This is a genomic window from Enterococcus sp. (assembly GCF_022711995.1).
In the GTDB taxonomy this organism is placed as follows: Bacteria; Bacillota; Bacilli; order Lactobacillales; family Enterococcaceae; genus Enterococcus_D.
This window is the reverse complement of record NZ_JALAHI010000081.1, coordinates 1-13,112: the sequence shown is the minus strand read 5'-3', so window position 1 is coordinate 13,112 and position 13,112 is coordinate 1. Positions and strand designations below refer to the sequence as shown.

The 13,112-nt window shown below is 40.2% G+C and carries 10 protein-coding genes; 7 read left to right on the top strand and 3 right to left on the bottom strand.

The genetic code is table 11. From position 1 onward, the window contains the following. The first annotated feature begins 239 nt into the window (after positions 1-239). The 6 genes from Q0A12_RS07815 (at position 240) to Q0A12_RS07790 (ending at position 7,102) form a co-directional block, all read left to right on the top strand. Positions 240-3,143, top strand: coding sequence for a BspA family leucine-rich repeat surface protein (locus tag Q0A12_RS07815; RefSeq protein WP_291292092.1), 2,904 nt, complete (start codon positions 240-242; stop codon positions 3,141-3,143). 53 nt (positions 3,144-3,196) lie between these two features. Then, the gene (locus Q0A12_RS07810) at positions 3,197-3,709 is read left to right on the top strand and encodes a hypothetical protein (RefSeq protein ID WP_291292091.1); all 513 of its coding nucleotides are present in this window, start codon (positions 3,197-3,199) and stop codon (positions 3,707-3,709) included. Positions 3,710-3,736: 27 nt separating this feature from the next. Beyond that, positions 3,737-4,291, top strand: coding sequence for a hypothetical protein (locus tag Q0A12_RS07805; protein ID WP_291292090.1), 555 nt, complete (start codon positions 3,737-3,739; stop codon positions 4,289-4,291). Positions 4,292-4,334: 43 nt separating this feature from the next. Next, positions 4,335-4,688, top strand: coding sequence for an LPXTG cell wall anchor domain-containing protein (locus tag Q0A12_RS07800; protein ID WP_291292089.1), 354 nt, complete (start codon positions 4,335-4,337; stop codon positions 4,686-4,688). Between the two features lie 142 nt (positions 4,689-4,830). After that, positions 4,831-5,481, top strand: coding sequence for an HAD family hydrolase (locus Q0A12_RS07795; protein ID WP_291292088.1), 651 nt, complete (start codon positions 4,831-4,833; stop codon positions 5,479-5,481). Between the two features lie 286 nt (positions 5,482-5,767). Then, complete coding sequence (locus Q0A12_RS07790) at positions 5,768-7,102, top strand: amino acid permease (RefSeq protein ID WP_291292087.1); 1,335 nt, start codon at positions 5,768-5,770, stop codon at positions 7,100-7,102. A 228-nt stretch (positions 7,103-7,330) separates the two neighbouring features. On the opposite strand, the gene Q0A12_RS07785 is transcribed toward Q0A12_RS07790, so the two are convergent. The 3 genes from Q0A12_RS07785 to Q0A12_RS07775 form a co-directional block, all read right to left on the bottom strand. After that, positions 7,331-7,690, bottom strand: a complete 360-nt coding sequence (locus Q0A12_RS07785) for a hypothetical protein (protein ID WP_291292086.1) — start codon at positions 7,688-7,690, stop codon at positions 7,331-7,333. A gap of 63 nt (positions 7,691-7,753) precedes the next feature. Continuing rightward, positions 7,754-8,881: a hypothetical protein gene (locus Q0A12_RS07780; protein WP_291292085.1), complete on the bottom strand. Its 1,128-nt coding sequence runs from the start codon at positions 8,879-8,881 to the stop codon at positions 7,754-7,756. A 519-nt stretch (positions 8,882-9,400) separates the two neighbouring features. Beyond that, complete coding sequence (locus Q0A12_RS07775) at positions 9,401-10,921, bottom strand: helix-turn-helix domain-containing protein (protein WP_291292084.1); 1,521 nt, start codon at positions 10,919-10,921, stop codon at positions 9,401-9,403. 205 nt (positions 10,922-11,126) lie between these two features. On the opposite strand from Q0A12_RS07775, the gene Q0A12_RS07770 reads away from it, so the two are divergent. Next, on the top strand, positions 11,127-13,112 hold a 1,986-nt coding region (locus tag Q0A12_RS07770; RefSeq protein WP_291292093.1), incomplete at its 3' end, for a VWA domain-containing protein.

Genomic DNA, 13,112 nt, shown 5'->3' with positions numbered 1-13,112 from the left:
GAATTATTTTGTTATGTAAAGATTGGATAAGTATAATCGCTGTTGCGAGGAAAGGGGAACGTGACTTCAATATTTTCACTGGCTGGAGAAAATATTGGCAAGTCTTATTTTTTTTGAGATGTTATGATTAATCTCAAGAAATTTGAATTTCGATTTTTTTTTGAATTTCATGATTTTTGTTGTCTTAAAAAAAACGATGCGAAGTTTATCTAAGGTTATTTCGTGAAAGGAGGTAGCGAATGAAAGAAAAATCATGGTTCGTATTGTTTATTTTAATGGTTCATATGTTCCAGCCAGTGATCGCGCTCTCTGAAACCTTGGCACAAAAAGCAGACTTAGAGCAAGAGTTACCAGTTAGCGAGGAATCAAGTTTTCCTGATAGCAACGAATCTGTTATTGAAGATTCATTGGAAGACGATCATTTGGATATCAGTAATTCCACGTCAGAGGAATCGTGGATAAAAGAAGATGCTCAAGATAAATTATTCACCGAAAATGATAGACAAGAGAGTGCGGAACAAGAAGAAAGTCCACCTCTGGTAGACCAACGAAGTAATGCTCAAGGAAGTTGGGGGACGGTGCCTTGGGTATATGACGAGGAAACAAACACAATGACGCTTTACGCTGGAGAAGGTGGGACAGCCTTTAATGCACCCTGGAGAGGTTACCTAGCAACGCTTGAACAGATTGTTGTTGGTGGAAGAGTGCGCTTGCCGACAGATTCTAGTAGTTTATTTTCAAGTCTCTCCAATCTACGAGCTATCCAAAATGAACACAATTTTGATACCTCTCAGGTGACAAATATGATGTCCATGTTTAGTACGACCAGCAGTTTAAAAAGTTTGGATTTAAGTACTTGGGATACGAGATTAGTCACAGACATGAGAAGTTTCGTTCATCATAGTGGAATAGAAGCATTAAACGTCAGTGGATTTGATACAAGCGCAGTTACTAATTTCCGTGGAATGTTTGATGGAGCGACTAATTTAAAAGAACTTACACTAGGGGAAAAGTCGATTTTTTACAAGCCTGGTGATTTGTGGAGTGTTGTAAATCTGCCTGATGTCCCAATAACGGAACGTTTCACTGGCAGATGGATTCTTCGAGAAAGCATCAATTGGGAAACCGATTTGATTGCTTATAATACTTCCTATGAATTTATCAGTAATTATGACGGCAGTTATCCTGGAACCTACGTTTGGGAAGAAAGAGAAAAAACACGGTGGGGAACTGTTCCCTGGGAATATGACGAGGAAACGAAAACAATGATCTTGGAGGGAGGAGAAGCTGGATCAGTTGCGGATGCACCCTGGAAAATACATACAGATGTAGAAAGAATACTTTTAAGCGATACTGTTACTCTTCAATCCTCAGCCGACAACTTATTTTCTGATTTAAGGCGAGTGGTTGAAATTGAAACTAATAAGTTTGATACATCAAACGTTACCACTATGTCATCCATGTTTGCTAGATGTTCAAATATTGAAGAAATTGATGTAAGTAATTGGAATACCAGTTCTGTCACAAGTATGAGCTCAATGTTTCACTCTGCTAGTAGGCTCAAAAATATAGATGTAAGCAACTGGAACACGTCAAATGTGAGAAATATGGGATTTCTATTTTACTTTACACAAATAAATCGCATAGATGTAAGTAATTGGCAAACGTCAAATGTCACAGATATGTCATGGATGTTTTCAAATACACAGATTGATAGCTTAGATTTAACTAATTTTGATACCTCTAATGTAAGAACCATGTATCGAATGTTTGCAGTTAATAGTAGACTTACCTATTTAAATTTAAGTAGTTTTGATACGTCTAATGTCACAAGCGTGAATCAAATGTTCTTTGAGTCATATCGTATCAACAAAATTGATTTGGGGCCTAACTCTCTATTCAATTCAACTGCGGCACTTCCGAATATTCCGATCACACAAAATTATACTGGTCGTTGGAAACTTCAAACCATTTCAGAGGATGAAGAAGTGATTGCTTACCAAAATTCTGCTGATTTTATGGCTAATTATGACGGCAGCCACCCCGGTACCTATATTTGGGAGTTGGTAGAACAAAAAGAGCAGTTGGTGGCGCAGTTGGCTCCTGTTAGCGATCAGTCTGAATCAATCACCGGGTATATGACGGAAGCTGTGGATAGTCTTAAAATCACTTATCAAAATACAGCTGGAAATACAGTGACGATTGAGAAAGACTCTTCTCGCATTGAATGGGGAGATTATCAAGATACAGAAGAAAAAATCCGTTATTTCCAGATTAAATTAGCCGAGAACGAACGACTAGCAACGGATACAAGCGTAACACTTTTTCTTTCAAAACCTTCATTTAACACAACAGGAGATGTCCTAGAAAGCCGGAGAGTGATCAAAGGGATTGATTATCGAGGCAACAATATCACATTGGATCGCTTAGCCATCAATGCTCTAGCCTCGGACGAGGAAGTAGAACAACTGATTCTACGAGAAAGTCGTGGAGTAGCAAGGGACTTACTGACCGGAGCTGATTTGTCTAATGATATCCGTCTAATCGAAACAGATGTGACTCGCGAGATTGCCGAAGATGGAACCTACTATGCGCTATTGGAAGTGGGAAACAAAGCGTATCAATTTTTGATAAGTATTGATGTAACAGCTAAATTAGGCCATTTAAAAGTTACGATTCCTACACAGATCCTGTTTGAATCCCTTTATGATGAAGAAGAAAGCAATCGCAGTTTCGAAAGCTCTGCCTATGAGATCCGCAATCACTCAACAATTCCTGTCGATATTTATGTAAATCAGTTAGTGGTTGAAGAAGATGCTGGGATCACGTTATTAGCCCCAGAAGAAAATCCATTGGACCATGTGGCGCCAGACTTAGGCTTGTCGAATTTAGGAGGTATTTCGGTGCCGTTGTTAAGGCTCAGTTTGAAAACAGAAGATGCAGAGGTCCATTTGACTCGTAATATGGAGGAACAACACTTCATTCACTTACCTGAAGATGCTCGCACCTCAATGCTTCTATCAGGAGTTTTCTATGGGCCTTACCCGCAATGGATTCCGGATAGCCAGCTGGTACAAGGAGGATATTACCAAGAGTCACTTAAACCACAATATCGTCTCACTCTTCGCTTTGTACCTGGATAATTGTCTAAAGAATAGTAGAGGATGCACACTATTCGGTAAGGGGGATAGGGACTGTGGAACAAGAAAAAACGAAGAAAAAACCAAAACACAAGAAACTGATTTTGTTATTGCTGCTTGTATTACTCGCTAGTGGCATCGGTTTGTATGTCTATTTTCAAAAAGGGACTGTGCCGATCATCAGTGCCGATCTATTGCCAGAAGTTGGCGATGCCAATGATCAGCGATTATCTGAACGCGCGCAAGAAATTGCGGATGCCAATTACTTTACACTGCAGATCAATCCAGAAGCTATTTTTGAAGACGGAAGCAGTCCTGGATCTATTGAAATCGTTAATCCAGGAACAAATGTTTATCCAATCGCAGTCGATATCACTTTATCGAACGGAGAAATCATCTATTCTTCTGGCGCGATTCATCCCAATCAGTTTGTGGAAAACGTCAATTTGATCACGCCATTAGCTAAGGGAGAATACCAAGCAAAAGCAACAATTAATATTTACGATCCTGAAACGAAAGAAAAGCAAGGGGTCACTGAAGCTGAATTAACGATTATCGTTAAGAATTAAAATCAAACAAAAAGCGAGGAATATAAAATGAAAAAAGCAACAGCGTTATTAAGCACAGCAACAATTGTGGGGATTTTAGCAAGTAGTATACCGGCATTTGCGGAGCAAGTTGTGGATGGACGAACCGGGCAAACAACGGGAGATGTTACAGTAAATGGGATTATTGGAGAATTTGACAATACAACCCCTGGACCCAATCCAGAACTGACCGATGATTGGATCAACGTGACAATTCCAACGACGGCATTGTTCTACACGACAGCGTCTTCCAATCATGAAGAAATTGTTTCTCCAACTTACACCATCACCAATAATTCAGCGGTAGGTGTGACCACTTATGTATCCGGTGTAGATACACCAACAGGCATGAGTGAAATTGATTTGCTAGAAGTAAATGGGATTGAATTGTTTGAAAATGGAGCACCTACAGTCTCAGAGACAGAACTATTTACATTGCAAGGAAATCAAGGTTCAACTACTGTAGGCTCATTCTCATTCACAGGAGATGCAAGCCCAAGTAATGCCGCCACAGAGCTAAATCCAAGTTTTAATTTAGTTTTGCGTTTCGCACCAGTCATTTAATGGCTGTTGGATTCGTTCTCTTGTTGCAGAAGGGAGCAACCTTATGAAACACTTATTGCAATCTTTCTATCTGCTGCTTTTCCTTTGTTTGTTGGGGATTTTTATCCCGAGTGCAGCAGCTAGAACACAAGATTCGATAACCAATGTTCAAAGACAAACCTCCCATCAGTTGAAAGTTCAAGGTCGTATCGGGGAGGATGTCTCTCAGACAGAAAATTCGAAAGAACCAACGAAGCCAGACAATGGCCGAGTGACCATTGTGGCGGATACCTCAAATTTGGACAAATTACCCAAAACAGGTTCCACCGGCGCACCACTTATTTATCTCGGAATGGCACTCCTCATAGGGTGGGCCATCCTGGTTAAAAGAGTAGTGAATCAACGTCAGACACCTTGAATGGTTGTTTTTGAAAGCCATCGCTCATCCTAAAGACACTAGTTAGAGAATCTACAAAGAAACTCTAGCTAGTGTTTTTCGTTGTCTTTCATCAAAGAATAGGCTACGATGAATAAAACATTTTGATCAAGGGGAGGATGGCATGAGAATTAAAGGCTTGATTTTTGATTTTGATGGGACATTGGGTGACTCGAGAGAATGTGGAATATTGGCAACACAGAAAGCATTTAGTGAGATGGCACTGACGATTCCTGATGAAGCAACGATTGCCTATTATATGGGGATTCCTATTGAACGGTCTTTCTTAGAGATGGCAAACAAACCATTATCCGAAGAGGAATTAAGGGAACTCCTCAAAGTTTTCCGAAGGGACTATCAACTTTTTGAAGAAAAGACGCTGAAGGTATTTGAGGGGATTCCTGAACTACTGGCGATCCTTAAAGAAAAAGGTATCAACTGTTTCGTTGTTTCCAGTAAGAAAACCGATGTATTGGATCGAAATTTGAAGGGATTAGGGATTGCAGATTATTTTGTGGAAACGATTGGATCGGATAAAGTATCCCATTATAAGCCCCATCCGGAAGGAATCACGGTGATCTTGGCAAATCACGCCTTGCAAAAAGAGGAAGTGCTGATGATCGGTGATGCTACCTTTGATATCGAGATGGGAAAAGCAGCTGGTGTAGGAACGGTTGCGGTTGCTTGGGGAAGCCATGATGAGGAAACCTTGCTAAGTGTGGACCCAGATTTTTTCATCAAGCAGCCCTTAGATTTACTTCCATTTATCGACTGATTAGCTAAAGTTTTTTTACTCCAACAAGAGTAGAAAAGCTTTTTATATTGTTCATTGGTGCAGGGATGTTAGTGGGATTCTTTGAAAGAACTGAAAAAGATTAGAATATGATAGAATTTTCAGAAAAAATAGATTATTTTTTCAATTTTTAGTTGCAATCGGTTATTTAACTGTGTATGATCTGGGCAAGGAGTTTAACTCTGTTATTTTTTTGAAACCAGTTAAAAATTTATTGTTTTATTTGATTGATTTCATTTATGCCTATCAGAGAAACAAGGAGGATCATATGAAAGAAGAAAATCAATTAAAAAGACAAATGAAAACTCGTCATATTACCATGTTGGCACTTGGGGGAGCGATTGGCGCCGGTCTCTTCAAAGGAAGCGGAGAAGCCATTGATTTAGCAGGACCTTCCGTCTTACTGGCTTTCATTTTTTGTGGCCTTATCTTATTTATGGTGATGACAGGGCTAGGGAAATTAGTCTTAGAAGACCAAAAACAGCACGGTCTTTCGGGATTAGTTCAACCGTATCTCGGGTTACATACCGCGGATTTTATCGATTGGCTTTACTGGTCGATGTGGATGATCAACATCATTGCCGAAGCAGTGGCAGCTGCCAGTTTTTTGCAGCTTTGGTTTCCCACTATTCCGGCATGGGTCTTTGTTTTGATACTGGCTCTTTTAACGACAGCCATTAATCTTTTCTCCGTGCGTTTGTTTGCGGAAACCGAGTATTGGCTTTCTTGGGCAAAAATCAGTGTGGTGATCGCGTTGATCATTATCGGCATCTATCTCGTCGCGACACAACTGTTTGATATCGGCTTTTTGCCCACCATCAGCCAGATCACTGACCATGGTGGTTTTGCTCCACATGGGATTCAAGGATTTATCAACTCATTGCTAGTCGTTATTTATTCTTATGGTGGTTCAGAGTTGGTGGCCATCACCATCAGTGAAGCAGAGAATCCGAAAAAAGCGATCCCTAAAGCAATCAGAGGGGTAATGACACGGATCACGGCGTTTTATATCATTCCGTTGTTTCTCTTACTGATTATCTATCCGTGGAATCAATTAGCGGATCCAAACGTGAGCCCATTCGTGATGGTCTTTCAAAAAATCCATTTGCCTTTCGCATCGGATATCGTGAATTTAGTGATTATTTTGGCTTTATTTTCTTCCATCAATTCAGGAATTTATGCGTCTTCGCGAATTTTGTACTTCCGACTAAGCAACAACGGTAATGCCAAGCATAAATTTATTGCTTTAAATAAAAATAGTGTGCCGCAGCGTGCCATCATGTTTTGCAGCGGCACATTATACCTAGGCGTTGTGCTTTCCTATTTTTTAGGTGACAAATTGTTCGGCTATTTAGCAGGTTCCCTTTCTTATACCGTTCTTTTGATCTGGCTGCTGATTAGTCTGGCAGCGCTAGTATTAGCTATCAAACAAAAGAAGCTTTTCCGTAAATGCTATTTAACTTTGGCGGTCGTTTCGCTCGTGTTATTGTTTGCAGGGGTACTCATGACCAATTCCTTGGCAGTCACTGGGTTTACCGCCTTATTGTATGGGATCATCTTCTTTAGTTTTTATACTTCGACAAAGCAGCACTCTGGCAAATAGTTGTGACTGATCTGCTGTTTGACCCGTTGAGAAACTGGTTTGGTCGATTTTAGGGTGAGAGTAGTCTGAAGATAGCAGTGGAGAGATACCATAAGTAAGAATAGGGGACCGGCGATTGTATCTTTAAATCGTCGGTCCCCTTTTGGTTTGTTGGAGGGCATGTGTCACAGCTGATTTTTCCTCTTTTGCCGACATCGCTGCGGAAGAATCCAAAGCAACCTGTGCATGCTATTTTTTTTGTTTGATAATCAGTAAGCCGACTTGCTCACTGTGAAAAAGATTTCCTTTGTACTCTTTAAAGCCATCTCGAACAATGATTGAGTAATCAGCTTTTAAATCGAGGGTAACTTTCAGCACCTTTAACAGTGCACGATCATATAAATTCCCATTAATAATAATTTTTAAGTTATCTTCCGAAATCTGTTCTTTCAACTTCTTACAAATGACATCGGTGGAACGAATGATTTCTTTGATTGTGATGAAGTGAACAACGTCATCAGGGGCATGGCCCAAGAAAATATCTTTTTCAGTTGCTTGCTTGGTGGAAAGTTGAATCTGTTTTTTTAAATAATCATCAATTTTATTCACGCGTCTGTTCTCCTTTAGTAGTGATCTAAAGTTGAAAATGCTGGGTGTCATCAATTTCTGAACTTAGTTAAATTCTTTGAGACCCGTGTATTTGTTTTTCAAGTCGGAAAGAAGTAACTCTAAAGTGTCCTGTTCACTACCGTAATATTTCAAATGATCGAGATGGCTCAAATCTAATTTGTTGTCTTCACAAGGAATATATCGATACCCAAGTGCTTTATAAAATACCGTTGTGGCACTTTGATCATCTGCCGGCGCATATTCTGTGCGAGTGACTTCATAAATCGTCATCACGAGAAAAGTTTCTTGGTCTTGCTCGTTACGCAGTGGCACATAATAATGGCTTACGATCGATTTAGAATAGAGAAGACGTCTCCAAGGCAGATCGTAGCCTTTAAATTCCAGTTTGGAAAAACCATCAATTTTGGCGATGACCTCGGAGAGATTTGAGAGTTGACTAAATTCTTTTAACCCCTCAACCTTGACGGTTATTGATGAGCTGTTTTTAAGGACATAGCCCCTGTTTTTCAATTCGGAAAGATAAGAGGGGCAAAGGGACAAATGAATAGAATCGTTGTTTGAGTAAGTCCCATTATCGGCTGGCTCGTCAAAGACGGTTTCATCAAATTGAATTTTTCCACTGCCATTAAACCCTGTAAAAGTAACGGGATGTTTAGCTAAAATGTCGGCAATCGAAATTTTTTTGACGGACTTTAAATCGGTCACCGTGAAAACTTTTTCTTGCGTGGGAATCGTCAAATCGGTAGCATTAGAATAAATTCTGAAAATCAATTTTTCACCATTTTTTAAATTACTAACTTTGTCAAAGCCAATCTTCACTTTGTGAAAGGCATCCACCGCTTGAAGAAATTTTTGGTGGTCCGAGGCATTCTTTCTTACATCGGCAACGATAGCTGCATTTCCAGCGATCAATCCTTGCGCTTTCTTTTTTGAAAGACCGGATTTTCTAAACAAATATTCTTGGATCTGGTTATTCAATTCTTTTTCGTTATAGGTGACTTGGCCATTGCCGTCGTAACCTGAAAAGATCGGTTGCACCAGTGAAACGAAATTGGATGCATCCTTATGAAGAACGACGGTTGCTATCATAAGAAAACAAAACGCAATCATTCCGAGAATGGTTTTTTTATTCTTTGCGACGAGCTTAATTTTCTGACTGCTGATCCTCATACGGTGCCATCCTTTTTCTCAATAAGTCTTTACTAATAGAATCGGCGATAACTTTAAAAAATTAATCAGTAAAGTATTAATGAGAGTGATGGTAGTTTGCAGGTACATTTTTCTAGGTGCAAAGAAGAAAGACAGATGTTCCCCAACAGCTGATCCTTTCTTTTTGGAAGCTGTGCAGCGATGCCTAGTTTAGCTGCTTGAGAAAGGTACTCAAAAAAGTGAACGTTGACTGGGGATCATGGAGCGAGACTAGCCTTCACGGCAGCAAAAAAGCAATCTGTCATCCAGTTTGGAAAAGTGACAGATTGCTAGTATGAGTATTTGTCCCTATCAAGGGAAGATCGTTTTCATCCAACTATTCCCAACTGGAACCAACAAATGTTGTAGCTGGAAGTTTTTTTGAAACGGAGTCTTCTTTTTCTATTTAAGGAAGCGAAAACCATAAGTTACCTAAGGGAAGTGCTAAGAGGGACGAAGCCCGCTTATTTTTTCGCAAAAGCTGGATGCACGATGGATCTTTCATTGTCGCTGACGATTATGGTGGGTGATTTCTTCCAGTGCTTGATTGATCGCTAGTAAGTCAGATAGTGGGATTTGCGCATTGATCAACAGTACAGGACCTTTCTCATAGGTTTCAGTTAATGGTGTTGTACTCAAGCAAAGGTCGTAGTCTTCTTGTCCAAAGTTTTCCCGGATATCAATATTGTAAAAGCCTTGAAACGGCAGTTTGATTAGTTCTTTAATCGTCAATGAAACGGCTAAAGGCAGATCGGTTTCCAGTTTGATTCGGATTCGTTTCTGAAATGCACCGGGGGGCATTACTTGCGTCCACGCAGTTGCGACATATAGTGCAAGGCCTTTGCGACTGGGTGGGTTATCGTGATACAAGCTAGTCTGTTCTAGAAGTTTTTCTGACTGCATTTGCAGTTCTGGAAAATGCTCTGAGAGAAACTGGACGGTATCATACCCTGCCAGAGAATAAGTGGTTTTTCCAAAAAGTTCAATGGCTAGTACGCCATTTAAGATAGTATTCAAAATCAGATTTTTCTTAGGCTGTAATAATGAACGTTCTTCATAATGTGCAGTCATTGCAGCAATCACTTTTTGAATCGCAGTGGTGGGCTTCTCCGTAGCACTCGAAGAAAAATAAGTCTCTAGCTGAGACACCTCAAATGTCCGGTCGAGATTTGACTGCAGCCAGAAAAAACAAAAACGCTGTTCATTCTCTGGGAGTAAGAAGTGCTCGGATAATTCATCGGCCAAATGATTGAAGATGGACGTGTTCTGATCCGTCAGCTGGTGAAACAACTGCAAGTCTTCACCGGTGAGAAAAGGCGACATTTCCAATGAATCGATTGTGATCGACTGACCTTTACGAAAGCGCAAAATAGTGACGGCTAGAATATACGTCGTCATTTTCAATTCGATTTTGTTGAAAGGAATCTGATTATCCCGATAGAAATCTTGAGCGATGGTTTCGCATTTCTTTTGCGAGAGTCCTTTGAAAGGCCAATGCAACCCAGAGAATGTCCGCCAAAAGAAGGCGACCATGAAATATCTGATTCTGGCTTCATTGCCAATCAGTCGGACCATGCCTTTTTGCTTTTGCAAGGAAAAGCCAAGGGGGTGCAATGCATTTTCTAATTCATAGATTCTTTTCCGAACAGTCGATTCAGAGAAGAAATTGGTAGCAGCGAACTGAATCAAATTGAGCTCATTTTGCAGCAACAGGGTTTTAAGTAGCTGAAAAAAAGGATTTGATGCCAAAAGCTGACTGGTCAGTCGTTTATAGTCTGTTTTGGTCCCGTTAAATTTATACCCGGAACCATGTTTAGCAAGCAAAACTTCCGTTTCCTTTTCTTGAATGTTTGTCAGTTGTTTGGTCAAAGAGTCAAAACTCTTTTGAACGGAACGACGATCAAGACCTAATGTTTGGCTGATTTCTTCTATAGGAACAAAGCGCTTTTGCAAATATAAAAACCGGAGTAACTCGATGTCTTTTTTGAAACCACTCCCAAAAAAGGTATGGAACCGTTCCATGGATTTGCCTCCGTTCTAGTAAGTTCTTTGGTAAGAATTTCCTTTTATGATAGCACAAAAAACGGATATTTTTTTGTATTTGAATTTTGCATTTTTTTGTCTCTTTTAGTTGTTGAAACAAACTACAATTTGGAGTGGCAAATTTCCTCCACAAGTGAAGGGTGATCCGCCCTTCCAGTGAGCGGATACGAAAGGAATGCAAGAAATGCAAGCGAACAAAATAAAATCAAGAAAGAGTTTGGCTTTTTTACTACTAACTATTGGATTAATAATCACTTGTATTGGTCTACAGGCAAATGCTGATACCTATGATTTTGATTATCAAACCAACCAATCTGGACAATACATTACGGATGGTGTTGAACAAGGGAACACTTATAATTACGATTATGGCAATGGGGCTGGGGTCAATTTTGATGATGAGAACTATGTCAATTATGCAGATGAAGCCTACCTAAAGAAAAGTGTCAAAGAGGTAGCTGGACAACAAGGGTTATTTGATGTCACGTTAGACATTAAAGGCAATCAACTGAATAATCCCGTGGACCTCGTCCTTGTGATTGATTACTCCTCTTCAATGAAGGGAGAAAAATTAACCAATGCCTTAAAAGGGGTGCAGCAATTTGGTGCGGAACTAGGGGATTCCCTGACAAATGGTGCTATTCGTATTGGCATTGTTGCCTATAATCGAATAACATATTCCACCAATGGGTTCTCCACAGATATCGAGTATCTACAAAACTTTTTAGAACACACTGCGGAATCACATTCAGGAACATTTATGCAAAAAGGATTGATTGAAGGTCAACGGCTGTTGCTTGAGCAAAGCCGTCCAGAAGCTGAAAAGTTGTTTATCCATATCGGCGATAACAGTGCCAATCGCAGCTATTTACCTGCTGAAGATGCAACTATTTATCCCAATACAGGAGAGATCAATGATTATAACGGCTATCATACCGACAGTTATACGAAAGATTTTCAAACCGCCAACCCTGAATACCATACAACCAATAAAACTTCTAGAGACAGCTTCGCTGTTCCCGTCAGCAGTAAAGTGGTGACAGATGAAACATTAGGGACAATCGTTGCCATCAAAGAATCAAACTTTACGATTTATTCAGTGGCGACGGCACCTTCGGCAAGGGGCGAATACATCGCTCGTAATCTTGCAACTGAACCGGCTAATTATTTGACGACAGACGAAAATCTTAGCGGTCTTGGTTCAGCATTGAAGGAAATTGCGAACCACATTGATAAAACCATTCCAAATGGTACGATCACAGATCCTATAGGGGAAGGAATCCTTTTGCAAGGGGTCGGTAGTTTTGATGCCAATAGCTATCAGCTAGTCGGATGGCGCAAAAATGATCTAGGAGAATGGATTGAAGCCTCTGAGATTGTTGCATCTGTTCAAGTAACAGAAGCCAATCACACCATCTCGGTTAGCAACATTGCATTAGGTGAAAATGAAAAACTTACATTAACTTATCAGGTCCGATTAGATACAGAATCGGCTAAGTTTCAAGGCGAAACTTGGGTCTTGTGTAATGGACGCACGACATTGACTACCGGAGAGGATAGTGAGTATTTAGATTTCCCTATTCCTTCCATTAAAGCTCCTGTCGTAGAATTGGCTATTATCAAGAAGTGGCAAAATGTTTCTGCTGCTGAAATTCCTGAGCAAATTGAATACCAAGTTGAAAGGTCAACGCCAGTAGCTGCTGAAAGTTGGCAGACTTCCGATGTGTTAACACTGAATAAAAACGAGGGGTATCAAGGAATTCTCACAGAAGTACCTGTTGAAAATCAGAATGTAGTATTGCCAAAATTCAATAATCAAGGAGCGGATTTCTTTTATACGGTCAAAGAAGTCAATGTTCCAAAGGACTTTGAAAGTGCAGTAACCAATGAAGATGGTACCATCATTATTACTAATACGAAAAAAGAAACATCAAGTACTACCGAGCCAAGTATTATAGAGCCAAGTACGACAGAACCAAGTACAACGGAGCCAAGTACGACGGAGCCAAGTACGACAGAACCAAGTACAACAGAACCAAGTACAACAGAACCAAGTACAACGGAGCCAAGTACGACAGAACCAAGGACCACAGAACCAACAAAAACTGAGCAAACAGAAACGGAACCAAAAGGGACAGAACAAAGTAATGCAGGGACAAGTAAGGCGGGG

Coding starts and splice junctions, on each gene's coding strand:
- Q0A12_RS07815 (WP_291292092.1), top strand. CDS start 240: ATGAAAGAAAAATCATGGTTCGTATTGTTTATTTTAATGGTTCATATG.
- Q0A12_RS07805 (WP_291292090.1), top strand. CDS start 3,737: ATGAAAAAAGCAACAGCGTTATTAAGCACAGCAACAATTGTGGGGATT.
- Q0A12_RS07800 (WP_291292089.1), top strand. CDS start 4,335: ATGAAACACTTATTGCAATCTTTCTATCTGCTGCTTTTCCTTTGTTTG.
- Q0A12_RS07795 (WP_291292088.1), top strand. CDS start 4,831: ATGAGAATTAAAGGCTTGATTTTTGATTTTGATGGGACATTGGGTGAC.
- Q0A12_RS07790 (WP_291292087.1), top strand. CDS start 5,768: ATGAAAGAAGAAAATCAATTAAAAAGACAAATGAAAACTCGTCATATT.
- Q0A12_RS07780 (WP_291292085.1), bottom strand. CDS start 8,881: ATGAGGATCAGCAGTCAGAAAATTAAGCTCGTCGCAAAGAATAAAAAA.
- Q0A12_RS07775 (WP_291292084.1), bottom strand. CDS start 10,921: ATGGAACGGTTCCATACCTTTTTTGGGAGTGGTTTCAAAAAAGACATC.